The 23,840-nt window shown below is 56.7% G+C and carries 22 protein-coding genes; 11 read left to right on the top strand and 11 right to left on the bottom strand.

Features of this window, described 5'->3' with window-relative positions:
- Positions 1 to 102 precede the first annotated feature (102 nt).
- Positions 103 to 645, top strand: a complete 543-nt coding sequence (locus QCD69_RS04785) for a cell division protein ZapC (RefSeq protein ID WP_253454683.1) — start codon at positions 103 to 105, stop codon at positions 643 to 645.
- Here QCD69_RS04785 and QCD69_RS04780 read toward each other — a convergent pair.
- Positions 642 to 1,757, bottom strand: coding sequence for a YcbX family protein (locus tag QCD69_RS04780; RefSeq protein ID WP_301251202.1), 1,116 nt, complete (start codon positions 1,755 to 1,757; stop codon positions 642 to 644). The genes QCD69_RS04785 and QCD69_RS04780 overlap by 4 nt on opposite strands.
- 135 nt (positions 1,758 to 1,892) lie before the next feature.
- On the opposite strand from QCD69_RS04780, the gene rlmKL reads away from it, so the two are divergent.
- From rlmKL to rmf, 6 genes are all read left to right on the top strand, one after another.
- The gene (gene rlmKL, locus QCD69_RS04775; protein ID WP_301251201.1) at positions 1,893 to 4,004 is read left to right on the top strand and encodes a bifunctional 23S rRNA (guanine(2069)-N(7))-methyltransferase RlmK/23S rRNA (guanine(2445)-N(2))-methyltransferase RlmL; all 2,112 of its coding nucleotides are present in this window, start codon (positions 1,893 to 1,895) and stop codon (positions 4,002 to 4,004) included.
- 5 nt (positions 4,005 to 4,009) lie between these two features.
- Positions 4,010 to 5,917: an ABC transporter ATP-binding protein gene (locus QCD69_RS04770; protein WP_301251200.1), complete on the top strand. Its 1,908-nt coding sequence runs from the start codon at positions 4,010 to 4,012 to the stop codon at positions 5,915 to 5,917.
- Positions 5,918 to 5,931: 14 nt separating this feature from the next.
- Positions 5,932 to 7,206: a membrane integrity-associated transporter subunit PqiA gene (gene pqiA / locus QCD69_RS04765; protein WP_301251199.1), complete on the top strand. Its 1,275-nt coding sequence runs from the start codon at positions 5,932 to 5,934 to the stop codon at positions 7,204 to 7,206.
- The gene (gene pqiB, locus QCD69_RS04760) at positions 7,193 to 8,833 is read left to right on the top strand and encodes an intermembrane transport protein PqiB (protein WP_253454678.1); all 1,641 of its coding nucleotides are present in this window, start codon (positions 7,193 to 7,195) and stop codon (positions 8,831 to 8,833) included. The genes pqiA and pqiB overlap by 14 nt, the downstream gene beginning before the upstream one ends.
- The gene (gene pqiC / locus QCD69_RS04755) at positions 8,833 to 9,396 is read left to right on the top strand and encodes a membrane integrity-associated transporter subunit PqiC (RefSeq protein WP_301251198.1); all 564 of its coding nucleotides are present in this window, start codon (positions 8,833 to 8,835) and stop codon (positions 9,394 to 9,396) included. The genes pqiB and pqiC overlap by 1 nt, the downstream gene beginning before the upstream one ends.
- 277 nt (positions 9,397 to 9,673) lie before the next feature.
- Positions 9,674 to 9,841: a ribosome modulation factor gene (rmf, locus tag QCD69_RS04750; RefSeq protein WP_125288886.1), complete on the top strand. Its 168-nt coding sequence runs from the start codon at positions 9,674 to 9,676 to the stop codon at positions 9,839 to 9,841.
- A gap of 62 nt (positions 9,842 to 9,903) precedes the next feature.
- Here rmf and fabA read toward each other — a convergent pair whose 3' ends face one another.
- Positions 9,904 to 10,422 (bottom strand): bifunctional 3-hydroxydecanoyl-ACP dehydratase/trans-2-decenoyl-ACP isomerase, encoded by a 519-nt coding sequence (gene fabA / locus QCD69_RS04745; RefSeq protein ID WP_125288691.1) that lies wholly within the window; start codon positions 10,420 to 10,422, stop codon positions 9,904 to 9,906.
- Between the two features lie 68 nt (positions 10,423 to 10,490).
- A complete protein-coding gene (locus QCD69_RS04740) occupies positions 10,491 to 12,236 on the bottom strand; it encodes a Lon protease family protein (protein WP_301251197.1) in 1,746 nt (581 codons plus the stop codon).
- Between the two features lie 183 nt (positions 12,237 to 12,419).
- Here QCD69_RS04740 and matP point away from each other — a divergent pair, with 183 nt between their 5' ends.
- Positions 12,420 to 12,875 carry a macrodomain Ter protein MatP gene (gene matP / locus QCD69_RS04735; protein WP_125288689.1) on the top strand — a complete coding sequence of 152 codons (456 nt, stop codon included), beginning with the start codon at positions 12,420 to 12,422 and terminating at the stop codon, positions 12,873 to 12,875.
- Positions 12,876 to 12,980: 105 nt separating this feature from the next.
- Here the strand turns inward: matP and ompA are convergent, their stop codons facing one another.
- The gene (gene ompA / locus QCD69_RS04730) at positions 12,981 to 14,045 is read right to left on the bottom strand and encodes a porin OmpA (RefSeq protein WP_301251195.1); all 1,065 of its coding nucleotides are present in this window, start codon (positions 14,043 to 14,045) and stop codon (positions 12,981 to 12,983) included.
- Positions 14,046 to 14,393: 348 nt separating this feature from the next.
- The gene (gene sulA, locus QCD69_RS04725; RefSeq protein ID WP_253454674.1) at positions 14,394 to 14,891 is read right to left on the bottom strand and encodes an SOS-induced cell division inhibitor SulA; all 498 of its coding nucleotides are present in this window, start codon (positions 14,889 to 14,891) and stop codon (positions 14,394 to 14,396) included.
- Positions 14,892 to 15,090: 199 nt separating this feature from the next.
- Between sulA and QCD69_RS04720 the strand changes: the two genes are divergently transcribed.
- Positions 15,091 to 15,714 (top strand): TfoX/Sxy family DNA transformation protein, encoded by a 624-nt coding sequence (locus tag QCD69_RS04720; protein WP_253454673.1) that lies wholly within the window; start codon positions 15,091 to 15,093, stop codon positions 15,712 to 15,714.
- Here QCD69_RS04720 and yccS read toward each other — a convergent pair.
- Positions 15,711 to 17,837, bottom strand: a complete 2,127-nt coding sequence (gene yccS / locus QCD69_RS04715; protein ID WP_253454672.1) for a YccS family putative transporter — start codon at positions 17,835 to 17,837, stop codon at positions 15,711 to 15,713. The genes QCD69_RS04720 and yccS overlap by 4 nt on opposite strands.
- A 2-nt stretch (positions 17,838 to 17,839) precedes the next feature.
- Positions 17,840 to 18,286: a YccF domain-containing protein gene (locus QCD69_RS04710; protein WP_253454671.1), complete on the bottom strand. Its 447-nt coding sequence runs from the start codon at positions 18,284 to 18,286 to the stop codon at positions 17,840 to 17,842.
- A gap of 129 nt (positions 18,287 to 18,415) precedes the next feature.
- Between QCD69_RS04710 and helD the strand changes: the two genes are divergently transcribed.
- Positions 18,416 to 20,470: a DNA helicase IV gene (helD, locus tag QCD69_RS04705; protein ID WP_301251193.1), complete on the top strand. Its 2,055-nt coding sequence runs from the start codon at positions 18,416 to 18,418 to the stop codon at positions 20,468 to 20,470.
- Positions 20,471 to 20,489: 19 nt separating this feature from the next.
- On the opposite strand, the gene QCD69_RS04700 is transcribed toward helD, so the two are convergent.
- Together QCD69_RS04700 and QCD69_RS04695 are read right to left on the bottom strand one after the other, a co-directional pair.
- Positions 20,490 to 20,948: a methylglyoxal synthase gene (locus QCD69_RS04700; protein ID WP_253454669.1), complete on the bottom strand. Its 459-nt coding sequence runs from the start codon at positions 20,946 to 20,948 to the stop codon at positions 20,490 to 20,492.
- 68 nt (positions 20,949 to 21,016) lie between these two features.
- Complete coding sequence (locus tag QCD69_RS04695) at positions 21,017 to 21,649, bottom strand: YccT family protein (RefSeq protein WP_253454668.1); 633 nt, start codon at positions 21,647 to 21,649, stop codon at positions 21,017 to 21,019.
- A 169-nt stretch (positions 21,650 to 21,818) separates the two neighbouring features.
- On the opposite strand from QCD69_RS04695, the gene QCD69_RS04690 reads away from it, so the two are divergent.
- Positions 21,819 to 22,232 carry a CoA-binding protein gene (locus tag QCD69_RS04690; protein ID WP_301251192.1) on the top strand — a complete coding sequence of 138 codons (414 nt, stop codon included), beginning with the start codon at positions 21,819 to 21,821 and terminating at the stop codon, positions 22,230 to 22,232.
- A gap of 27 nt (positions 22,233 to 22,259) precedes the next feature.
- On the opposite strand, the gene hspQ is transcribed toward QCD69_RS04690, so the two are convergent.
- Both hspQ and rlmI read right to left on the bottom strand, forming a co-directional pair.
- Positions 22,260 to 22,574 (bottom strand): heat shock protein HspQ, encoded by a 315-nt coding sequence (hspQ, locus tag QCD69_RS04685; RefSeq protein ID WP_253454666.1) that lies wholly within the window; start codon positions 22,572 to 22,574, stop codon positions 22,260 to 22,262.
- Positions 22,575 to 22,636: 62 nt separating this feature from the next.
- Positions 22,637 to 23,827 (bottom strand): 23S rRNA (cytosine(1962)-C(5))-methyltransferase RlmI, encoded by a 1,191-nt coding sequence (gene rlmI, locus QCD69_RS04680; protein WP_253454665.1) that lies wholly within the window; start codon positions 23,825 to 23,827, stop codon positions 22,637 to 22,639.
- Positions 23,828 to 23,840 lie beyond the last annotated feature (13 nt).

The following is a 23,840-nucleotide window of genomic DNA, read 5'->3' as shown; positions in this document are numbered from 1 at the left end:
CTCCTGTTTATGCATTATTCAGACTATTTTGGCACGGGGCGGATCGCGTGTTCGCTGACCTCGCGATAAATAGCCGACCTGACGATCATTACGGGATACTTCATGAGGATTAAACCTGACGACAGCTGGCGCTGGTTCTTCGATGACGAACAGGAACGCATGATGTTGGCTATGGCGGAAGGCGCGCTGTTCCGCTCACGCTTCCCTCGTAAAATGCTGACGCCCGATGCCTTTAACGCCGCGCAATTCTCCGTCGACGACGCCGCCCTGTTTTCCACCTTCGCAGAAAAATGCCTGACGTGCGACCTGACCGAATGGCAGCGTACCGAGCTGGTGCTGAACGCGCTGGTTGCCCTGCGTTTTCTGAAGCCGCAGATGCCAAAAAGCTGGCACTTTTCCGCGCATCCGCGTCACTGTACGCCGCAGGATGGCGAGCTGGTAGCGGTGCGCCTGTGCGAAACGGGCGAAGAAGCCACGCTGCTGGTGGTGGAAGCGGGCGAAAACGCCGCGCTGTGCCTGCTGGCGCAGCCGGAGCTGCAGCTGGGCGGCAAAACGATGGTGCTGGGCGATGCTATCAAGGTGATGCACGATCGCCTGCTGCCCGCCATCAGCCAGCATATTTTCACCTTCGCCCGCGCCGTTTAACGCGCCAACAGCACCAGGTCGCCGTCCGGGACGCAGCTACAGCTTAACAGCGTGCCGTCCTCGCGCAGCGCGCCTTTCTTCAGCGCCCGAACCTGGCCGGACGCCAGCCGGACGCGGCAGCTGCCGCAAACGCCCGCACGGCAGGAGTAGGGGATGCGATAACCCTGCATCTCCAGCTGCTCCAGTAAAACCTGCTGATTGTTGCCGCTGAAGCGCTCGCCTTCCCAGCTGAGGGTGACGCTTTCCTGCGCTACGGCAACCGCTTCCAGCGATTCCGCCACTTCACCCGCGCCATACAGGCGTGCCGGTTTATCGGCAACCACCTCCAGCTCGTCACCCACCCGCACGATGCCGCTGTTGCGTGCCACCAGGTTGATACCAAAATCGACATCGCCGCTGCCATCCATCGCGGTACGGAATTTTTGCAGGGTAGTCAGCGGCTCGCCGGTGGGATGCCTGCGGCCGCGCTCCGTGCTGACAGTGGTAAAAATGCAGCGGCTGCAAGGTTTCGGTGCGTCAAAAAGGATGCCGCCGATGCGCACCGTTGCCCAGCGATCTTCCGCCCATGCCGTCGTGCCCGTTACCACCAGGTTTGGACGGAACTGCTCCAGCTTTACGCCGGCCGGGCAACGCTTACGTAAATCGTGCAGCGAGGCCTCATTAATCAGCAAATAAGGATAGCCGTCGGCAAAGCCCAGCGGCACCTCGCTAAATCGCTGCACGCGCCGGGTCATCTCTGGTCCTACCCAGCGAAGCTGCACGGGACGCGGAAAAAAGCCGCTCAGCCAGCTGTTGATTGGCGCAGGCGCAATCAGCGCGGTGAAATGGTTGCCCCAGACTTCCACCGGCGCAGGCTCGGCGGCGAAATCCGCAAAGCGCACGGTGGCGCTGCTGCCGTCCGGCGCCGCCAGCAGCAGACCGTCCGGCAGCAGTGCGGGCGTAAAAAGCACCATTTCAGGATACTGACGCGCTGTAATAAAGGTGCCGTCCGCCTCGGTAAGCATAAAAATACGATCGAAGGCCAGGCCGCTGGCAAGCGCCTGAGCATGAGAAACCTGCGTGCCACGCATGGATTTTACGGGATGAATAAACAGACGGGACAGGCTAATCATGGTGCTCTCCAGCAGGGAAGAAAACGCCAGCGCAAAAAAAGAGCCGGGAGCGGCTGACGAAAAGAAGCTAACTTTATGACATGCGCCCCGGATTAGCTATAATGCGCAGCAATTTTCCAGATGATAAGTGATGTTATGAATTCTCTGTTTGCCAGTACGGCGCGTGGGCTCGAAGAGCTGTTAAAAAGTGAACTGGAAGCGCTGGGGGCCGAGGCCTGCCAGATTGTCCAGGGCGGCGTACATTTTCAGGGCGACGATCGTCTGATGTATCAGAGCCTGATGTGGAGCCGCCTGGCTTCCCGCATCCTGCTGCCGCTGACCGAATGCGGCGTATACAGCGACCTGGATCTCTATCTGGGCGTACAGGCTATCGACTGGCCGGCGCTGTTCGGCAGCGATAAAACCTTTGCCGTGCATTTCAGCGGGCTGAATGAAGTGATCCGCAACAGCCAGTACGGCGCGCTTAAAGTCAAAGACGCCATCGTGGACAGCTTTACCCGCAAAAACCTGGCGCGACCGGATGTGGATCGCGAGCAGCCGGATATCCGCGTTAACGTCTGGCTGAACAAAGACAATGCCAGCATTGCGCTGGATCTGAGCGGCGAAGGCCTGCACCAGCGCGGCTATCGCCAGCAAACCGGCATGGCGCCGCTCAAGGAAAACCTGGCGGCGGCTATCGTGCAGCGCTCCGGCTGGCAGGCGGGCACGCCGATGGTCGATCCTATGTGCGGCTCGGGCACGCTGCTGATTGAAGCGGCGATGATCGCCAGCGATCGCGCGCCTGGCCTGCATCGCACCCACTGGGGCTTTACCGGCTGGAACAAATTCGACGAGGCGCTGTGGCGTGAAGTGACCAGCGAAGCGAAAGTGCGCGCTCGTCGCGGGCTTCAGGAAACGACGTCCCGTTTTTATGGTTACGATAACGACTCCCGCGTCATTGAACGCGCGCGCGTTAACGCCCGTCGTGCAGGCCTGGCGGAGCTTATCAGCTTTACCACCCAGGACGTGCTGAAGCTGACCAATCCGCTGGCGGAAGGGCCAACCGGCACCGTGCTGAGCAACCCGCCTTACGGCGAACGTCTGGAAAGCGAACCGGCCCTGATTGCGCTGCACAGCCAGCTGGGACGCCTGATGAAACAGCATTTCGGCGGCTGGAACCTGTCGCTGTTCAGCGCGTCGCCGGAGCTGCTGAGCTGCCTGCAGCTGCGTGCTGAACGCCAGTTCAAGGCGAAAAACGGCCCGCTGGACTGCGTACAGAAAAACTATCAGCTGGGAGTGAATACCTCCGGCGTGGCGCAGATTGCGGAAGACTACGCTAACCGCCTGCGTAAAAACCTGAAGAAGCTGGAAAAATGGGCGCGTCAGGAAGGCATTGAGTGCTACCGCATTTACGATGCCGATCTGCCGGACTACAACGTCGCTGTCGATCGCTATGGCGAGTGGGTGGTGGTGCAGGAGTATGCGCCGCCGAAGACCATCGAGCCGTCTAAAGCCCGTCAGCGCCTGTTTGACGTTATTGCCGCCACGCTCAGCGTGCTGGATCTGCCGGCAAACCGTCTGGTGCTGAAAACCCGCGAGCGGCAGAAAGGCAAAAGCCAGTATCAGAAGCTGGGCGAAAAGGGCGACTTCTTCGAGGTTTCCGAGTTTAACGCGAAGCTGTGGGTAAATCTCACCGACTATCTGGATACCGGCCTGTTCCTGGATCACCGCATCGCGCGTAAAATGCTTGGGCAGATGAGCAAGGGCAAAGACTTCCTGAACCTGTTTGCCTATACCGGCAGCGCCAGCGTGCATGCCGGACTGGGCGGCGCCAAAAGCACCACCACGGTGGATATGTCGCGCACCTATCTGGAATGGGCAGAACGCAACCTGCGTCTGAACGGCCTGACCGGCCGCCAGCACCGCCTGATGCAGGCAGATTGCCTGAGCTGGCTGCGCGAGTCCGACGAGCAGTTCGATCTGATCTTTATCGATCCGCCAACCTTCTCGAACTCGAAAAGAATGGAAGAGAGTTTTGACGTGCAGCGCGATCATCTGCTGTTGATGAAAGATCTGAAAAGGCTGCTGCGCAAAAACGGCACCGTCATGTTCTCCAACAATAAGCGCGGCTTCAAAATGGATCTGGAAGGCCTGGCCGAGCTTCAGCTGCACGCTGAAGAAATTACCGCGAAAACGCAGTCGCAGGACTTCGCCCGCAACCGTCAAATTCATAACTGCTGGCTGATTACTCACGCCGGTAAGGAATAAGTTTTATGTCACTGATCAGTATTCATGGCGCTTACCTCTCATTCAGCGACGCGCCGCTGTTGGATAACACCGAGCTGCATATTGAAGAGAACGAGCGCGTCTGTCTGGTAGGGCGCAACGGCGCGGGCAAATCAACGCTGATGAAAATCATCAACCGCGAGCAGCCGCTGGACGATGGGCGCATCATTTATGAGCAGGACCTGGTTATCGCGCGCCTGCAACAGGATCCGCCGCGTAACGTAAAAGGCTCGGTGTATGACTTCGTTGCCGAAGGCGTGAATGAACAGGCCGAGTACCTGAAGGCCTATCATGCGATTTCGCATCTGGTAATGAGCGATCCCAGCGAGAAAAACCTGAACGAAATGGGCAGGCTGCAAAGCATTCTCGATCACCAGAACCTGTGGCAGCTGGAAACGCGTATTCAGGACGTGCTGAAGCAGATCGGCCTGGACGGCGATGCGCCGCTCTCCTCGCTGTCCGGCGGCTGGCTGCGTAAAGCGGCGCTGGGCCGCGCGCTGGTCAGCAATCCGCGCGTGCTGATGCTGGACGAGCCGACCAACCACCTGGATATCGAAACCATCGACTGGCTGGAAACCTTCCTGAAAACTTTCCAGGGCAGCATTATCTTTATCTCGCACGACCGTTCGTTTATCCGCAATATGGCGACGCGTATCGTTGACCTCGATCGCGGCAAGCTGGTTTCCTGGCCGGGCGACTACGATCAGTTCCTGCTGGGCAAAGAAGAAGCGCTGCGCGTGGAAGAGATGCAGAACGCCGAATTCGACCGCAAGCTGGCGCAGGAAGAAGTCTGGATCCGTCAGGGCATCAAAGCCCGTCGTACCCGTAATGAAGGACGCGTCCGCGCGCTGAAAGCATTGCGCAACGAGCGCGCCGAACGCCGCGAAGTGATGGGCAAAGCCAATATGCAGGTGGAAGAGGCGAGCCGCTCCGGCAAAATCGTCTTTGAACTGGAAAACGTCAGCTACGGCGTGGCGGGCAAACAGCTGGTGAAGGATTTCTCCCGCCAGGTGCAGCGCGGCGACAAAATTGCGCTGATCGGCCCGAACGGCTGCGGCAAGTCTACGCTGCTGAAGCTGATGCTCGATCAGCTGAAACCGGACAGCGGTCGCGTGCATATCGGCACCAAGCTTGAAGTGGCCTATTTCGATCAGCACCGGACGGAACTCGATCCCGATCGCACGGTGATGGATAACCTGGCGGAAGGCAAGCAGGAAGTGATGGTTAACGGCAAGCCGCGCCACGTGCTGGGCTATCTGCAGGACTTCCTGTTCCATCCTAAGCGTGCCATGACGCCAGTACGTGCGCTGTCGGGCGGAGAGCGTAACCGCCTGCTGCTGGCGCGCCTGTTCCTGAAGCCCAGCAACCTGCTGATCCTCGATGAACCGACCAACGATCTGGACGTGGAAACGCTGGAACTGCTGGAAGAGCTGATCGACGGCTATCAGGGCACGGTGCTGCTGGTCAGCCACGATCGTCAGTTTGTCGATAATACTGTTACCGAGTGCTGGATTTTTGAAGGCCAGGGCGAGATCGGCGCCTTTGTCGGCGGCTATCATGATGCTCAGCTACAGCGCACCGCCTACAAGCAAACCCGCAGCGCAGCGCAAAGCGCGCCGGCCACGCGTCAGGAAACCGTAAAAAGCGATCCGGCAAAGCGTCCGGCGGCTAAGATGAGTTATAACCTGCAGCGCGAGCTGGAGCAGATGCCGCAGAAGATGGAGCAGCTGGAGAACGAGCTGGCCTCGCTGCAGGCGAAGGTGGCCGACGCCAGCTTCTTTGGCCAGTCGCACGACGTGACCCAGCCGGTACTGGATGCGCTTGCCGAAGCCGAACAGGCGCTGGAAAAGGCTTTCGAGCGCTGGGAATACCTGGAATCGCTGAAAAACCAATAACCCCGAGGTAATCTATGTGTTCATCGCACCAGGCCGACCAGTGGATGCTTTGCCCGCAGTGCGACCTGATGACACAGTTGCCGCCTCTCACGCCGGGCAGCAAAGCCAGCTGCCCGCGCTGTGATACCACGCTGGTCATGAACTGGGATGAGCCGCGCAAGCGGCCAACCGGCTATGCGCTGGCGGCGCTGTTTATGCTGCTTCTGGCGAACCTGTTTCCGTTCGTCAATATGCACGTGGCGGGGATGAGCAGCGAAATTACGCTGATGCGTATCCCGCAGGTCATGGTTTCGGTGGATTACAGCAGCCTGGCGACGCTGTTTCTGCTGTTCGTGCAGGCCGTGCCCGCGCTCTGTATGCTTATTATCCTGCTGCTGGTGAACCCGGTTAATCTGCCCACGCCGTTAAAAAAAGCGATGGCGCGCGCGCTGTTTCAGATCAAAACCTGGGGCATGGCGGAAATTTTCCTGGCCGGCGTGCTGGTCAGCTTTGTAAAACTGATGGCCTACGGCGATATCGGCATCGGCACCAGTTTTATTCCCTGGTGTTTGTTCTGCGTGCTGCAGCTGCGCGCTTTTCAGTGCGTCGATCGCCGCTGGATGTGGCAGCGCATTGCGCCTCTGCCTGCGTTGCCGGCGAAACCGGTGCCTGCCATCAGCGGCCTGGCGCAGGATCTGCGTTCCTGTAGCTGCTGTACAGCCATACTGCCGGTCGGACAACTCTCCTGTTCACGCTGCGGCACGCGCGGTCACGCCCGGCGCAGGCACAGCCTGCAATGGACAATGGCGCTGCTGCTGACCTCACTGCTTTTATATATTCCCGCTAACCTGCTGCCAATTATGATCACGGAATCCCTTGGCAGCAAAACGACGTCTACCATTATGGCGGGCGTGGTATTGCTGTGGGGAGAAGGCTCCTATCCGGTTGCGCTGGTGATTTTTATCGCCAGTATCATGGTGCCTTCGCTAAAAATGCTGGCTATCGGCTGGCTTTGCTGGGATGCCAACGGCAAAAGCAAGCCGCATCAGGACAGCGAAAGGATGCATAAAATCTACGAGGTGGTGGAGTTTGTCGGCCGCTGGTCAATGATTGATGTCTTTGTGATAGCTGTGCTCTCCGCGCTGGTGCGCATGGGCCAGCTAATGAATATTTATCCCGCGACGGGGGCGTTGCTGTTTGCGCTGGTGGTGATCCTGACGATGTTCGCCGCCATGACGTTTGACCCCCGTCTGACCTGGGATCGTGTCAGTACCCAAACTAAAGAGGAGCCAGGCATTGCAGGAAAATAATCATGGCGTGGCGACGGTTGATCGAATCAAACGTTGGTCACCAGTCTGGATCATCCCCATTGTCACCGTATTAATCGGTGCGTGGATCCTTGTTTATCATTTCACCCATCAGGGGCCGCTGGTCACGCTGATCACCACCAACGCGGAAGGCATCGAAGGCGGTAAAACGGCGATTAAAAGCCGCAGCGTTGATGTCGGCACGGTAGAAAGCGCCGTACTGACTGACGATCTGCTGCACGTGAAAATTACCGCGCGCCTTAACGCCGGCATGGAAAAACTGCTGAAAGGCGACAGCGCGTTCTGGGTGGTTAAACCGACCATCGGCCGCGAAGGCGTTACCGGTCTGGGGACGCTGCTTTCCGGCTCCTATATTGAGCTGCAGCCGGGCAGCAAAGGCGAACAGCCCGAACAGTATAAGCTGCTGGATGCGCCGCCGCTGGCGCCGCCGGATGCCAAAGGGGTACGCATTACGCTGGACAGCGCAAAAGCGGGCCAGCTGAACCCTGGCGATCCGGTGCTGTTCCGTGGCTATCGCGTAGGCTCGGTGGAAACCAGCCAGTTCGACGCCGACAAACGTATGATGACCTATCAGCTGTTTATCGCCGCCCCTTATGACCGGCTGGTCACGACAAACGTGCGCTTCTGGAAGGACAGCGGCATCGCGGTAGATATGTCCGCTTCAGGTATGCGGGTTGAAATGGGCTCGCTGACCACGCTGTTCAGCGGCGGCGTCAGCTTTGACGTGCCGGACGGCTGGGATCTGGGACAGGCGGCGGCGAATAAAGCGGAATATAAGCTGTTTGACGATCAGCGCAGCATTCAGGATTCGCTCTACACCGTGCATAAAGACTTCCTGATGTTCTTCAGCGATTCTATTCGCGGCCTGCAGCCGGGCGCGCCTGTAGAGTTCCGGGGCATAAGGCTGGGAACGGTCGCGGAAGTGCCGTTTAAATCCACTAAAGTCGCGCAGCAGCTGGGCAACGATTACCGTATCCCGGTACTGATCCGCATCGAGCCGGACCGCTTCCAGAGTATGCTGGGCAAGGACTTTGATATTGAGCAGCACCTGAAGGACGGTATCAAGGCGGGTCTTCGCGCCTCGCTGAAGTCGGCCAACCTGCTGACCGGCTCGCTCTATATCGATCTGGATTTTGACAGCAATGCCAAACCGTTCAAAGGACCGGCCTCTTTTGCGGGCTATGAGCTGATCCCAACGACCAGCGGCGGACTGGCGCAGATCCAACAGAAACTGATGGATACGCTGGATAAAATCAATTCGCTGCCGCTGAACCCGATGATTAATCAGGCCACGGGCACGCTGAAAGAGAGCCAGCGCACTATTCGCGAGCTGCAGAAAACGCTGGATAACATCAACCAGATCACCGGCAGCCAGTCGATGAAAGAGCTACCGGCCGATATGCAGAAAACGCTGCGCGAGCTGAACGCCAGCATGAAAGGCTTCCAGCCTGGCGCACCGGCCTACAGCAAACTGGTCGGCGATATGCAGCAGCTCAATCAGGTGCTGCGTGAACTGCAGCCGGTGCTGAAAACGTTGAACAGCAAGAGCAATGCGCTGGTGTTTGAAGCAAAACCCGGCCAGGATCCCCAGCCGAAGAGGGCGAAATAATGAAAAAATGGCTACCTGTGGCTTTGATCCTGGCGCTGAGCGCCTGCAGCAGCACGTCCGATACCACCTATTACCAGCTGCCCGTGGCGGCGAAGGGCGCGGCCGTCAGCAGCGTTGATGCCGCGCGGCCAGCGGTTTTTGTCCAGCATGTTTCCGTTCCGGACTATTTGTCCGGTAACGGGCTGGTTTACCAAACCAGCGACGTGAAATATACGATTGCTGCCAATAACCTCTGGGCCAGCCCGCTCGACCAGCAGCTACAGCAAACGCTGGTGGCGAACCTGAGCCAGGCGCTGCCCGGCTCGCTGGTCTCGGCTTCACCGCTGGGCCAGCAGCAGGATAAGCTCAACGTAACGGTGACCGGCTTCCACGGTCGTTACGACGGCCATGCGGTGATCAGCGGCGACTGGGTGCTGGAGCATCAGGGGCAAATCGTGAAGCGCTCGTTTACGCTGGCCCTGCCGCAGAAAGAGGATGGCTACGACGCGCTGGTCAGAACGCTGGCAGAAGGCTGGCAGCAGGAGGCGCAGGATATAGCTAACGGTATCCGCAGCCTTAATTAGAAAAATTAATCACTGGCGCTAAGCCCCGGTTTGTCGACAATCAGAAGATTGCACAATCGGGGCTTTTTTTATTGCCATACAGGAGGTTATCTGGTTTTCAGGAGAGTTTTCAGGCGATAAGTTTCCACTATCCTCGCACAGGTTTATGACATTGGCGTGAAATTTGCGCGTTGATCTTCAGCGAAAATGGCGTTAGAACTAAATTGTGACTGCGTATGCACTCACTGATTTCTTTCCACCAGATTCCACCTGACCTGAAGAGGGGATTACAGGCATGATGAAGAGACAGAAACGAGATCGGCTCGAACGGGCACATTCCAGAGGTTATCAGGCCGGTATTACCGGACGCCCTAAAGAGATGTGTCCCTATCAAATGATAGATGCAAGATCTCACTGGTTGGGAGGTTGGCGACAGGCCATGGAGGACAGGACGGTTACCGCGTAATCCGCTCTGTTATTGAAAAGGAAAACCTCCGCCCGGGCGGAGGTTTCGTCTTTTAAACGCGCTTAAAAAGCGGTGGTGTCCTTGAACAGACCCACTTTCAGATCGGTAGCGGTATAGATAACGTTGCCATCCACCAGCACTTCGCCATCGGCTACGCCCATCACCAGCTTGCGGTTAATAACACGCTTAAAGTGAATACGGTAAGAGACTTTTTTCGCCGTTGGCAGAACCTGGCCGGTAAATTTAACTTCGCCTACGCCCAGCGCACGGCCTTTGCCTTCCGCGCCCAGCCAGCCCAGATAGAAGCCTACCAGCTGCCACATCGCATCAAGACCCAGACAGCCTGGCATCACCGGATCGCCGATAAAGTGGCAGCCGAAGAACCACAGATCGGGATTGATATCCAGCTCCGCTTCCACAAAGCCTTTACCGTAGTTGCCGCCATCTTCATTCATCTCGATGACGCGATCCATCATCAGCATGTTGCCAGACGGCAACGGCGGGCCTTCGGCACCGAAAAGTTCACCGCGACCAGAGGCAATCAGGTCTTCTTTTGAGTAGGATTTGCGTTTATCTACCATGTTCTTAATAAGCCTTATTTTATTGAAGCACGAAGGTTAGCTTACAGCTGTAAGCTGAGCAAGCCCGATTAGCTCTGGTTAAACCAGTTCAGCCAGCGCAGCGGCCACGGACGTTGCCGACCTTCCTGTTGGTTTATTTGCGCAATGCGCTCCTGAATCGATCTTAGCAGACAAGGCGCGTCTTCTTTGTCCCATTCGGTTTTGGTCAGGAGAGGAAGGGCTTCCTCCACGCTTTCCACCGCCCAGACGTGAAATTTTCCTTCCCGCACGGCATCCACCACTTCCTGCTGCAGGCAAAGGTGACGCACGTTCGCCGCAGGAATGATAACGCCCTGGCTGCCGTTCAGCGTGCGCTGCTGGCAGATATGGAAAAAGCCTTCGATCTTTTCGTTCAGGCCGCCGACCGGCTGCACGCGACCGAACTGATCCACCGAGCCGGTCACGGCAATCTGTTGCGTAATCGGCTGGCTGGACAGCGCGCTGATCAGGGCGCAGAGTTCGGCCAGCGATGCGCTGTCGCCATCGACTTCTGAATAGGATTGTTCAAACACGACCGAGGCGGAGAAGGGCAGCTGCTGATCAAGCTCCAGCTCCGCAATCAGCCATGCCTGCATAATCATCATGCCTTTGGCATGGATGTTGCCGCCCAGCTCCGCTTTACGCTCCACGTCATGGAACTCGCCGTCGCCCACGTGTACGACACAGCTGATGCGGGAAGGCTCGCCGAAGGCGCGGGGATGGCCGGGAAATTCGATAACGGAAAGGGCGTTGATTTGACCAATCGCCTCGCCTTCGGTTTCGATCAGGATCTGATCCAGCAGGATCTCGTCACGAATTCGCTCGGCAAGGAAGCCTTCGCGCCACTCGCGATTATCCAGCGCCGCCTGAAGGTGTTCGCCGTTGATCAGGTTTTCATCGCTGTTGGCCGCCGCCTCCTGGAACTGGCGAGCCAGCCAGACGGGACACAGCGGCAGCGTTTCCTGGTCGCCGGTATAGCGTACCGCTTCACGCATCAGCACCGGCCAAAGATCGTCTGCAATCAGCAGATCTTCATCAGCAGCGACCGAACGTGCCCACTTGATCCACAAAGCGAACGACTGCTCGTCGACGATCTGAATGTTATCCTCAAATTCCGAATAGAACGCCAGCGCCGCCAGCTCCGGCTCCATCTCCTGGAAATCAGCCAGCGCGTCGCGTTCACCGGTCAGGATAAGACGAAAATGCAGCGGCATTGGCGGCACGGCAACCGGCAGCGGCCGGGACTCGTCGGGCGAATGCCAGCTAAACTGGCGGGTGCTGAGGATTTGCTTCAGACGTAGCCAGAGCAGCGGCTGGGCCAGCAGGGCGCGTAAAGAAAGCAGTAGCGTCCCGCCGTTAGCCTTGTGCACCAGTCCGGGTTCAAGCGTTAACGTATTATTGTACTGACGGAAACAGCCGAACAGCTGTTCCGCCTCAATCCAGTCTGCGCTGTGCACGCCGCCCGTCGAGGCAAAATTATCCTGCTCCGACTCGGCCGGACGCCAGCTGACCGCCGCGCCGTCAATATGATAATGACCGCCGTACAGCGTCACGCTTTCATCATCAAAACCTGAAATCACGGTCTGCAGCAGAGCCTGATACTCCGGGTGCTCCGGCGTTTTGACCAGCATCAGCGGCAGTTTTGCCTGGCTGTCCAGCAGCAGGCTCAGCGTATTGAACAGGCGTGGCTGTACTTCGGAAAAGTAACAGGAATCATCAGGAAGCTCGGAGAAAAGCGACTGAACGCTGTCGGTATCGGGCTGCAGGGCGCGCCATTCAAGTTGGTTGTTGATCAAAGTTATCGTTTTTTTCTTAAAATGAGTAATACGCCATTATACAAGATTTCAGCCTGTTAAGCATCGCTGAGTTCTTCTTTGCACCCTTACGGGCCGCAATTGCGAGTTCGCTCTGGTTTTCCGTGCGGCTATGTTAAAAAAGCTGTTATTCTAAATAGGTTACAGGTTTAGCATGAGATCCCGATGAAATACCAGCAACTGGAAAACCTTGAAAGCGGATGGAAGTGGACATACCTGGTGAAAAAACACCGGGAAGGTGAAGCGATCACGCGTTATCTGGAGCGAAGCGCGGCCCAGGCTGCCGTCGGTGAGCTGCTGGCGATAGAACACAGCCCTGGCGAGGTAACGACATGGATTGCCCGTCATATCAATCCGGCGCTGGAAAACCGCATGAAGCAAAGTATACGCGCGCGCCGCAAGCGTCACTTTAATGCAGAACATCAGCATACGCGGAAGAAATCTATCGATCTGGAGTATCTGGTCTGGCAGCGGCTGGCCGCGCTGGCGCAGCGGCGAAACGTCACGCTTTCGGACACCATTGTGCAGCTGATAGAAGATGCAGAGCATAAAGAAAAATATGCCAGCCAGATGTCTTCACTCAGGCAGGATTTGCAGGCGATCCTGGGCAAGCCGGATTAGACCTGTCGACGGTCTGCAATTACGGCCGGCGGGACAATAAGCAGCAGCGCGAAATAGCGCCCACAAAAAACCCCGCCGAAGCGGGGTTTTTATCAAAGCGTAAACTTAACCCTGAGGCTGAGTTACCACGTCTTTGATGCCTTTAACCTGGATTTCTACGCGACGGTCTGGACCCAGACATTCGATCAGGGCGTTACGGCCTTTCACGCTGTCACAGGTGTTGCCGGTAACTGGGTTAGTTTCACCCATGCCACGTGCAGAGATCTTGTTAGAAGGGATGCCTTTAGACACGAGGTAGTCAACAACGGACTGTGCACGTTTCTCAGACAGTTTCTGGTTGTACTGGTCAGAACCGATACGGTCGGTGAAGCCCAGAACCACGACGTTGCCGTCTTTAGGATCCAGAGAGCTCAGCTGGGTGTACAGCTGATCCAGAGCCTGCTGACCTTCTGGCTTCAGAGTCGCCTTGTTGAAGGTGAACAGCACGTCTGATTTCAGGGTGAAACGCTTGGTTTCAACAACTGGCGCTGGTGCTGGAGCCGGAGCCGGTGCTGGCGCTGCTTCATCCTGGCCGAAACGGTAGGAAACACCTACGCTCAGCATGGCGTTATCTGGACGGGTGCCAACGGTGTTTGCATCACCGATGTTGTTAACCCACTGGTAGTCCAGACGGGTAGCCCAGTTTTTGGTTACAGCGTATTCAACACCTACAGCTGCCAGCGGAGAAACACCGGTGTCGTGATCGCTGATGCGAGTACCGTTGTTGTTCTGCGTGGAGTCAGCGCGCCATACCATGCCGCCCAGACGGGTGTACACGTCCAGATCGTCATAGATTGGGTAGCTCAGTTTCGCAGCCAGCTGAATGCCCTGTGCTTTGAATGCGCCGTTTACGACATTGCCTTTGTTAGGCATACGACCCAGCCAGTCATAACCCAGTTCGAAGCCCAGGTACTGATTAGCCTGGTAACCACCGAAGGCACCTGCGCCCAGCTGGCTTTCGTGAGTTGGGCCGTCGTTGTTCGCATAATCGTTACCGTAGTAACCAGTGTCGTGGTACTGAGACCAGCCCAGTTTCGCACCGGTATACCAGGTGTCATCTTTAGGAGCGGCCTGCGCTACGGTAGCGAAGCCAGCCAGTGCCACTGCAATTGCGATAGCTGTCTTTTTCATTTTTGCGCCTCGTTATCATCCAAATAGGCAATGAGCTTTCATTAGCTCTTTGATTTAATCCTTCGCCGGGTTATGACGCTCGATTATGACTCATCCAAAAAAGGGAGATTATTGAGCACCCTGGCGACGTAAAGTCTACAACGTACCAGCAAACTTACAAGTAAGATGTGAAGGCGGTCTGAAAAAAAACGGCGTTTTGTACACATTTTTACACATTTGCGTACAGGACGGCGGGAGATAACTTCCGGGAAAAACGCGGCTAAACCATTGTCACGCCGGGTCATAGCATAATCAGACGCTTATCATGCCCGGCGAAGAAGTTTATGATGAGAAAACTCTTATTTTTACTTAATGATACAAACTCGACTGAATTTTTAACCCATTAAAGGGTCTGCACGCGACAATTTCGACCGGATCCGGTCGCATAATCAGACCTAAAGCCTGGCCGCTTAACGCTGCGTCATGGAGCCGACGACGATCTTCCTCGGTCAGTTCCTCAGGCAGCCAACCCAGCACCACGCTGTAGTTCCCCGTTTGCAGCGCTTTAATCATGGCCTCCAGCGTATTAATGGCCTGCCCCTGGACCTGCATCACTTTATTAAGCGGCAGCCCGGAACGCGCAAGCCAGCTGCGGCTCAGCTTTTGCTGCGGCGTCAGCCATAGCTGCCAGCGGGACTGCGTGCCCAGCTGTTGCAGCAAAGGGAGCAGTAGCATTTGCGTCATGCCCGGCTGATTCTCGCTGTAGATCAGTTCGCTGATCAGGCCAGTCGCTTCGCTATGGGATGAAGAGCGGGGCTGAGGAAAACGGCTGTTAACAGAATGAGATTTCATGGAATGAGTACGCATATCGGCTTTGCTCGCAGGTCACTGTATGGATATACAGTATAAGGGTGGTGAACAAAGATCAACCCTAAATTTTGATAACGTCTCGCAAAATCACAATGAAACCGGCTGTAACGGCAATTAGTAATTGAACCTGTTACCACGATTGCATACTTTTCATTTCTCACAGGGACGAGGGTGTTCTGTATACAGGGAGAAAAGGATGAGCCAGTCAAAAAAACAGATTGAAAAAGCCAGACGCCAGCTTGCCGAACTGGGCGAAATCGAATGCCGCAGCCAGTTCGGCGGCTACAGCCTGTCGATAGAGAACGTGGTGTTCGCGCTGGTAGCGGAAGGGGAGCTTTATCTGCGGGCCTGCGAGCAGGTAAAGCCCTATATCGTGGAGCGGAAGATGCAGCCTCTGCATTTTACTAAAAGAGGGATGCCGGTCGCGCTGGATTATTATCGGGTGGACGACCCGCTGTGGAAAGAGCACGGGCAGCTGGTGGCGCTCTCCCGGCTTTGCCTGCAGGGCGCACGCCAGCAGCGAACGCAAAAGCAGCAAAATCAGCGCCTGAAAGATTTGCCCAATTTGACTATCCGCATCGAGACGCTGCTACGTCAGGTCGGCATCAGCACTATCGCCATGCTCAAAGAGCAGGGCGCCAGACGCTGTTGGCTCAAGCTGTACGCCAGCAACAATAATTTGGGCATCAACGTCCTTTTCGCGCTGGAAGGCGCGATCGCGGGCCGCCATTACGAAGCGCTGCCGGAAAGCGTCAAAACCGAGCTTCGGCAGTGGCATAAGGAAACGCTGCGGCGCTGGGCCAGGCAGCAAAAGTCTTAGGCCAGCCCCTTTTTTTTCAACCGAACAATTTCCGGCAGCAGTGCAACCAGCAGGCCAACCTGCTGTAAGACCAGCGGCTCCTTTGTGTCCGGCGCCGCTTCCGCCGCTGCCAGGCGGGCGGAAAGATTGCCCAGCAGCCTGGCCGCTTTGTCTTCATCAACAATATCAATATGCAGCACGTCGTCGACGTAGCAGACCGCATCATCCATCAGTTGCAGCATGGCCGGGTTGGTGATTTTCTCGCGATGGGCGCCCAGCGCGGAAATATAGCTGAGAAAAGAGTGGTTCAGGCACAGTAGTCGGAAAGCGTCTTCACGCAGGCCCGCGCTGGCGTTTTTTTCGGCCGAAATATTAGACACTACTGAGGCCAGCTCGGCGTCGCAGTTGTGCGCATCGCGCCGGGCAATGCGGTAATCCAGGCGATTATCTTTGCCCTGGTGATACTGCACCAGAATGGCGTCCAGATAGCGGCAGTTGGCATTAAGCGTGCGATCCGCGACGGCGGAAAGCTGGCGGAAACGCCAGTCGGGCCAGATAAAGGCCACGGCGATCCAGGCTATGCCGCAGCCCAGCAGCGTATCGATAATACGCGGCAGCGCGATCTCGAACCCCTCACCAAGCAGGTTAAAGCAGCAAAGTACCAGCAGGGTGATAAAAAGCGTGGCGTAGGCATATTGCGACTGTCGGAAGGCGAAAAACAGCACGCCGGTGAGCACAATGAGTATCAGCTGTCCCTCAACAGAGGGGATCAGCCAGAGTAGCGGCAGACCAATCGCTATACCGGCCAGCGTGCCGACAATACGCAGCGCCAGGCGCCTTTTCGTCGCGTTATAGTTGGGCTGGCAGACAAACAGGCTGGTCAGCAGGATCCAGTAGCCGTGTTCCAGCCCGGTGATCTGGATAAAAGCGTAGCCGGTACAGAGCAGCAGCGACATGCGCACGGCGTGACGGAAAAGCGGCGACTGCGGCGAAAGATGGCGACTCAGGCGCAGACGGATATCTGCCCAGCCGGTCAGGCCTTCACTGGAAAGACGTCCATCGCTGTTGTCCTGCAAAACCTGCTCGGACTCGATGGTCGCCAGCTGGGCGTCGATAGCCTTAAGGTTATGCAGCAGGTAGTGCATGGCCTTAAGTTCGCTGCTGGCGGGTTGGTTTGCACTCAGGCGCTCCAGCGCGGCCTGAAGGTGCACAAAAGCGCGCTCAAAACGCGGATCGTGCTGCCAGGGTTCGCGCAGCAAGATAGCGTTGGAGAGCTGCTGGCAGGCGCGCGCCTGCATGGTTAACAGCCGCTGAAAGCGGAACAGAATATCGCTGTAGCGATACTCTTTGCGTAAGGCGTGATATTGCGCGTGGGAAGAGCTGGCGCGCTCGTGAATATCCTGCGCCACGAAATAATAGTGCAGCGTGCGGCGCGTGCTGCGCTGCCCGCGATCGCCACGCAGCCGGGACTGGATGGAAATCTTGGTTTGATTCAGCGTGGCGACCAGCTGGCTATTGGTCATTGCCGCTTCAATCAGCGAAGCGTCGTCATTCTCTTCGATGTCTGGATCGAAGAGACCTGCTTTCGCCTCCAGGTAGCGCGCCAGGCCTTCAAAGCAGCGCGCAATATTCTCCTGTAACGGACGTACGGGAAAAATCAGATGACCGATCAGCGTCAGCAGGTTGTACCAGATAGCTCCCGTCAACAGCAGCGAGGGCTGCAAATACCACTGGGGAAACAGACCAAGCCCCAGCAGCGTATAGACAGCGATCAGCAGCGCGCCGAAAGCAATCGTCGCGTAACGCTGACCCAGCGCGCCGAGCAGGATAAACCCCCAGGTAGACAGCGCCAGCCCAAGGGTAAACAGCCAGGGAAAAGGAGAAAGCAGCTCCACCGAGACGGAGGCCACGCAAAAGCAAACCAGGGTGATCAATAAATTGCGCAGCCTGCCGCTGAGGCGATCGTCAAGATCGGCCAGCGCTGCCGCCACAACGCCCAGCGTTAGCGGGATAGTCCAGGTTATCTGGCCCAGCCATAAAGGCACGCCCGCCGTGCCGGCCAGCGCAAAAAAGATGCGCAGGTTGTAGAGCAGGGCGCTGTTATAGGCATAGCGGCGCAGGCGTGGCGACAGCGACAGACGCATAGTTAGTTATACCGGCTGCGGGCGTTGGCTTCACGGGCGGCTTTGGCGACTTCAACGCTGACTACGCGGCGTCCGACCGGCCAGAGTGCGATAGCGGCGATCTTAAAGTGTGCGATGCCCGTAGGGATACCGATAAGCGTAATACACTGCGCGATGCCTACCAGGATATGGGTGACGCAAAGCCACCAGCCGCAGAAAATAAACCAGACGATATTTAATACGGTGCCGCCGGAGTTCAGCAAAACATTTTTTTTGCCGGGATTAAGCTCATCCACATGCACCGCTTCGTTGCCAAACGGCAGTAGCGAAAGCTTGGTGATTTCCCAGCAGGAACGGGTTAACGGTAGCGTAATAATGAAAACGATGCTGAGCAGCGTGGCAACAAGCCAGCCGAAAGTCGTGACAAAACCGCCCAGAAAGAAATTTAAAATATTTAAAACGGTACGCATCAGATAGGGTCCTCGCGCTGCGCGAAAAAAGAAAATTCAATACGTTGATTATACCGTGTTTTAACGCTGGAGCGGTACATCCTTGCCGGGTAAACTGTCCGGCAGATTAACCGCAGCCCGAGAGCCTCTATGGAACTGAAAGCAACCTCGCTGGGTAAGCATCTGGCGCAGCATCCCTATAATCGGGTGCGTCTGCTCGCAGCCGGCGTCGAAGTCAGTGGTCAGAAGCATGAATACCTGATCCCTTTTAACCAGCTGTTGGCGATCCGCTGCAAGCGCGGACTGGTCTGGGGAGAGCTGGAGTTTTCGCTGCCCGATAATAAAGTGGTGCGTTTGCACGGCACGGAGTGGCAGGAAACGCAGCGTTTTTATCACTACCTTAATCAGGCGTGGCAGGCGTGGAGCCAGCAGATGAGCCCGATCGCCGCCGAAGTTTTACAGCAGCAGGTTGCCAGCCTGAGCGAGTTTGAGCAGCAGGATCGCTGGCTGAAACGTCAGGAAGTGGCGAACTGGGGCGAAAAAATCCGGGATGCTTTCTCCTCTCAGCCTTTGCCCGTCAGCCGTCTTGAAGAGTTTGAATCCTGTCGCGAAGCATACCTTTTCTGTCAGCGCTGGCTGGAAAACAGCGAGGCGCAGCGTCAGCAGCGCAACAGGCGCTGGACGGAAAAAATGCTGGCGCAGTATGCCGATTTTTTTGCCGGCGTCGAAAGTTCACCGCTTAGCGCCTTCCAGGCCAGCGCAGTAGTCAACGGCGAGGAAGCGGTGCTGGTGCTGGCCGGGGCGGGCAGCGGGAAAACCTCGGTGCTGGTGGCACGTGCAGGCTGGCTGCTGATGCGTAAAGCGGCTGCCGCAGAGCAAATTCTGCTGTTGTCATTTGGCCGTCGGGCCGCGGAAGAAATGAACCACCGGCTTAAAACGCGCCTCGGTAGTGATGACGTTGAAGCGCGCACTTTTCATTCCCTGGCGCTGCACATTATTCAGCAGGGCAGCAACAGGTCGCCAGTGATTAGCAAGCTGGAAACCGACGGCGCGCTGAGGCGCAGGCTGCTGACAGAAACCTGGCAGCAACAGTGCAGCGAGAAAAAAGCGCAGGCCAGCGGCTGGCGGCAGTGGCTTCATGAGGATTTGGGCTGGGAGCTGGACGAAGGCGCTTACTGGCAGGATGAGACGTTGGCCAACAGAGTCGGCGAGCGTCTGGAGCGCTGGCTGGAGCTCATGCGGATGCACGGCGGCGCGCAGGCCGCGATGATCGAATCCGCGCCGGAAGCGGTTCGCGAGCTGTTCAGCAAACGAGTTAAACTGATGGCGCCGCTGTTAAAAGCCTGGAAAAGCGCACTGAAAGAAGAAGGCGCGGTAGATTTCGCCGGGCTGATCCATCAGGCGATCGCCGTGTTGGAAAAAGGACGCTTTATCAGCCCGTGGAAGCACATTCTGGTCGATGAATTTCAGGATATGTCGCCGCAGCGAGCGGCTCTGCTGGCGGCGCTGCGCAGGCAAAACAGTCAGACTTCGCTGTTCGCCGTGGGCGATGACTGGCAGGCGATTTATCGCTTTAGCGGCGCGGAAATGGCGCTCACTACCGCCTTTCATCATTATTTTGGCGAAGGCGAACGCTGCGTGCTGGACACGACCTGGCGATTCAACGAGCGTATTGGCGAAATAGCCAATGACTTTATCCAGCGCAACCCGTCCCAGCTGAAAAAGCCGCTGAACAGCCTGAGCAAAGCCACTAAAAAAGCGCTCTCGTTGCTGCCTGAGTCACAGCTGGAAGCGCTGCTGAATAAGCTCAGCGGCTACGTCACGCAGGAAGAAGAAATCCTGATCCTCGCGCGCTACCACTACCAGCAACCGACGCTGCTGGCTAAAGCGAAGACGCGCTGGCCGGGCCTGAATATTTCTTTTGCAACGATACACGCCAGCAAGGGGCAGGAAGCAGATTACGTACTGGTGCTGGGATTAAAAAGCGGCGAGGATGGGTTTCCGGCCGCTGCCAGAGAGTCGGTTATCGAGCAGGCGCTGCTGCCGCAGCCGGAAGATTTTCCCGACGCCGAAGAGCGGCGTTTGGCCTATGTCGCCATTACGCGGGCGAAAAAACAGGTTTGGCTGCTGTTTGACAGCGATGCGCCGTCAGGCTTTGTAGCAGAATTTAAACGCATGGGCGTGCCGCTGTTACGCAAGCCGTAATCCGGCACGCCCGTGGCGTCTACTGCAGGCGCGCCTGCAAATAACGTTGATAGTCAGGAATAGAAATATCAAGCGGCTGTGCGAACAGCGGAGAATGAATAATAAAGTCGGCGGTGGTGCGATTGGTCGCAACAGGGATATTCCAGACCGTTGCCAGGCGCAGCAGCGCTTTGACGTCAGGATCGTGCGGTACCGCGTTCAGCGGATCCCAGAAGAAAATCAGCACGTCGATTTTGCCTTCCGAAATCAGTGCGCCTACCTGCTGGTCGCCGCCCATTGGGCCGCTTAGCATAGCGGTAACCGGCAGGCCGGTGGCGCGCTGGATCAGATTGCCGGTGGTGCCGGTTGCGTACAGCGTATGGTGCTGCAACAGCGCTTTATGGCTGTCGACCCACGCCATCATTGAGGCTTTACAGTGATCGTGCGCGACCAGCGCAATATGTTTTTTTTCCCCGAGGGTGCGGGTAGTCTGCTCCATGGCGATATCCTGTTTCGTTGAAAAGCAAACTATACGGCTTCCGATCCCGGGATGCCAGCAGGGCAGGCTTAACCTGTGCGGAAGGCTTTCATCAGCAGAACAAAACGTTGGCGGGTAGCGGCGTCAACCTGTTGATACCATAACTGCAGTACCCGGCCAGCCGGATAATGGCTGCTGGCGAAAGTCAGCGTATCGTCGGTCGGGCTGCCGGTAGTATGCGGCTGCGCAAAGCGAGGCACCGAAGCCGAATGGCCCTGCATATTATAAGCCGCCATTTCCCGTTCATAATTTTCGCCAGCGGTGCCGGTCAGTGTGTCCTGCTCGCTCTGCACAACCTTGCCGTGCTCGTCATGCAGCTGAAAATCGGGGTGATGGGCAAACGCACGTGCCTGGGCAGACGTGCGGATAGCGGGCAACGCGATAGCAATTGATTTAACGTTGGTAGTAAAAGTCACGATCAGCGGCGGCGAACGCCAGGACGAGGTATGGCTGTTTTCCAGCCTTTTTTCTACGCGGAACAGCAGCTGGTGCTGTCCTTGCTCCAGTTCAAGCCCATCGGCGCCTTTCAGCAGTGAACCGGAAATTTTATGACCGTCGAGCACCAGCAGATCGATCTCAGGCGCGAGTTTTAAGGTGGTTGCATGGGCCGCAGCCGCAACCCACATTGCCATCAACCCTGTCAGGAGCAGACCCAGCTTCATTGTTTCTCCAGATGCCCGAAATATAAAAAAGAGCGAATGTATCAAAGTCTTTCAGTATGACAGCATATTAACATTTTTACATATTTATTCATGCTAAATCTTTTGCGGCTATGATTATAAGCGCAAAATACGATCGTCTTGCAAAACAGAAATAGTTAACGGAGCCGCTATGGACGACAACATTATTACTGAAGTTTTGACAACGACTCGCCATATCGCACTGGTAGGCGCCAGCGAGAAACCCACCAGGGCCAGCCATTACGTGATGGCGTATCTGCTTGGGCAGGGTTACAAGGTGACGCCGGTCAGCCCTAAACTGGCCGGGCAAACGCTGCTGGGACAGCGGGTTTATGCAAAGCTGGAAGAGATCCCCGAGCCGGTGGATATGGTTGACGTGTTCCGTAATTCGGAAGCGGCCTGGGGCGTGGCGCAGGAGGCGATAGCGATAGGTGCCAAATCGCTGTGGCTGCAGCAGGGCGTCATCAATGAGCAGGCTGCGGTGCTGGCTGCCGATGCGGGTTTGAAAGTGGTGATGGATCGTTGCCCAATGATAGAAATTCCTCGTCTGGGGTTGGGCAGATAATAAAAAACCCCGCAAGCGGGGTCTTTGTCAGTTTCTGAGGCGTGGCGCCTGCAGCTGTTTGCGAATGGAAGCGGCGAGTTCATCCATTGAAGGATGCTCGGGGTGCTCGCCCGGTATCTCCCAGCCCAGCTGCGCTTCCGCCAGATAGGTGTGCACCGTTTCGCCGTTATCGTCTTCCATCACAACGTGATACCACGGGGCATTACGCAGCGCGCCGTCGGCGATATCGTCAATTTTAGGATCCTCTAACGAGTATTCCGGATCCACATCAACCACCACCCCTAAAAAACCCAGCAGCTTGTGTCGTACCTGCTGGCCAAGTCCAAATTTGCTGGCAATCATCGTGACCTCCCGAGAAACATAACCCTGTCATCCTTTATGGGGGCAGCGTTAGCGTTTTCAAGTCACAGCACGCGGCAGGCAAATCCTTTCAGATAGAGACCTTCCGGATAGCTGGCGATCACCGGGTGATCGGCTGCCTGCCTGAACTGTTCTATAAATTGTACATCACGCTGTGCATCGAGCGCAGCATCAGCAATAATTTTCTGGAACAGCTCGGTAGGCATCAGGCCGGAGCAGGAGAACGTCATCAACATCCCGCCAGGATTTAGCAGCTGCATTGCCAGCATGTTGATATCTTTATAGCCACGGCAGGCGCCGGCCAGCTGGTTTTTATTCTCAACAAACTTTGGCGGATCCATCACGATCAGATCGAATTTTTCTCCGCTTTCGCGATAGCGACGCAGCAATTTAAATACGTCATCGCGCAGAAACTCCGCTTTGCTGAGATCCAGACCGTTCAGCTCTACGTTCTGGCGAGCCACATCCAGCGCCGCCTGTGAGGTATCGACGCTGATCACCTGCTGGCAGCCGCCCATCAGTGCCGAAACGGCAAAGCCGCCGGTATAGGAGAAGCAGTTCAGCACGCGGCGATCTTTTGCGTAGCGGCGCGTAGCCAGCCGGCTGTCGCGCTGGTCGAGGTAGTAGCCGGTTTTATGGCCGGTCTGAATATCGACCAGTAGTTTCATACCGTGTTCGGTAATCGGCAGCAGTTCAGGCGGCGTTTCGCCCAGCACCACGCCCTGCGTCAGCTCAAGACCCTCTTTTTTACGTACCGATACGTCAGAGCGATCGTAGATGGCGCATTGCGGATAGCAGTGCTGTAGTGCGGTAATCAGGGCGGCGCGCTGGTATTCGGCACCGGCGGAAAGCAGCTGCAGCACCAGGAAATTGCCAAAGCGATCGATGGTGATGCCCGGCAGGCCGTCAGACTCGCCGGCTATCAGGCGATAGCTGTCGAGATCGTCGCGCTCCGCCAGCCAGTCGCGCAGCTGCTGAGCTGCCTGCAAACGGCGGGTAAAGAAAGCGATATCGATCGCTTCATCCTGTTCCCAGCTCCAGACGCGGGCGCGGATTTGCGAAGCGGGCGACCAGGCGGCGCGGGCCAGCCATTTACCCTGGCTGTCGCAAACGTCAATGGTTTCGCCCGACTGGGCTTTGCCTTCCATACGGGCTACGGCACCGGAGAAAACCCAGGGATGGCGGCGGAGTAAGGACTTTTCACGTCCTTTAGCGAGAATCAAACGAACGGTCATATTTGCTATGCTT

The sequence above is a fragment of the Erwinia sp. PsM31 genome (genome assembly GCF_030433775.1).
Classification (GTDB): domain Bacteria; phylum Pseudomonadota; class Gammaproteobacteria; order Enterobacterales; family Enterobacteriaceae; genus Erwinia; species Erwinia aeris.
Note: the sequence above shows the minus strand (reverse complement) of the source record. Positions and strands in the feature narration are given on the sequence as shown.

Excerpts from the sequence above, each read along its gene's own strand:
- fabA (WP_125288691.1), bottom strand. The coding sequence starts at position 10,422 with ATGGTAGATAAACGCAAATCCTACTCAAAAGAAGACCTGATTGCCTCT.
- QCD69_RS04770 (WP_301251200.1), top strand. The coding sequence starts at position 4,010 with ATGTCACTGATCAGTATTCATGGCGCTTACCTCTCATTCAGCGACGCG.
- QCD69_RS04690 (WP_301251192.1), top strand. The coding sequence starts at position 21,819 with ATGGACGACAACATTATTACTGAAGTTTTGACAACGACTCGCCATATC.
- sulA (WP_253454674.1), bottom strand. The coding sequence starts at position 14,891 with ATGCGTACTCATTCCATGAAATCTCATTCTGTTAACAGCCGTTTTCCT.
- QCD69_RS04720 (WP_253454673.1), top strand. The coding sequence starts at position 15,091 with ATGAGCCAGTCAAAAAAACAGATTGAAAAAGCCAGACGCCAGCTTGCC.
- QCD69_RS04700 (WP_253454669.1), bottom strand. The coding sequence starts at position 20,948 with ATGGAGCAGACTACCCGCACCCTCGGGGAAAAAAAACATATTGCGCTG.
- QCD69_RS04780 (WP_301251202.1), bottom strand. The coding sequence starts at position 1,757 with ATGATTAGCCTGTCCCGTCTGTTTATTCATCCCGTAAAATCCATGCGT.
- QCD69_RS04710 (WP_253454671.1), bottom strand. The coding sequence starts at position 18,286 with ATGCGTACCGTTTTAAATATTTTAAATTTCTTTCTGGGCGGTTTTGTC.
- QCD69_RS04785 (WP_253454683.1), top strand. The coding sequence starts at position 103 with ATGAGGATTAAACCTGACGACAGCTGGCGCTGGTTCTTCGATGACGAA.
- rmf (WP_125288886.1), top strand. The coding sequence starts at position 9,674 with ATGAAGAGACAGAAACGAGATCGGCTCGAACGGGCACATTCCAGAGGT.
- helD (WP_301251193.1), top strand. The coding sequence starts at position 18,416 with ATGGAACTGAAAGCAACCTCGCTGGGTAAGCATCTGGCGCAGCATCCC.
- rlmKL (WP_301251201.1), top strand. The coding sequence starts at position 1,893 with ATGAATTCTCTGTTTGCCAGTACGGCGCGTGGGCTCGAAGAGCTGTTA.
- ompA (WP_301251195.1), bottom strand. The coding sequence starts at position 14,045 with ATGAAAAAGACAGCTATCGCAATTGCAGTGGCACTGGCTGGCTTCGCT.
- matP (WP_125288689.1), top strand. The coding sequence starts at position 12,420 with ATGAAATACCAGCAACTGGAAAACCTTGAAAGCGGATGGAAGTGGACA.
- rlmI (WP_253454665.1), bottom strand. The coding sequence starts at position 23,827 with ATGACCGTTCGTTTGATTCTCGCTAAAGGACGTGAAAAGTCCTTACTC.
- pqiA (WP_301251199.1), top strand. The coding sequence starts at position 5,932 with ATGTGTTCATCGCACCAGGCCGACCAGTGGATGCTTTGCCCGCAGTGC.
- hspQ (WP_253454666.1), bottom strand. The coding sequence starts at position 22,574 with ATGATTGCCAGCAAATTTGGACTTGGCCAGCAGGTACGACACAAGCTG.
- yccS (WP_253454672.1), bottom strand. The coding sequence starts at position 17,837 with ATGCGTCTGTCGCTGTCGCCACGCCTGCGCCGCTATGCCTATAACAGC.
- pqiC (WP_301251198.1), top strand. The coding sequence starts at position 8,833 with ATGAAAAAATGGCTACCTGTGGCTTTGATCCTGGCGCTGAGCGCCTGC.
- QCD69_RS04695 (WP_253454668.1), bottom strand. The coding sequence starts at position 21,649 with ATGAAGCTGGGTCTGCTCCTGACAGGGTTGATGGCAATGTGGGTTGCG.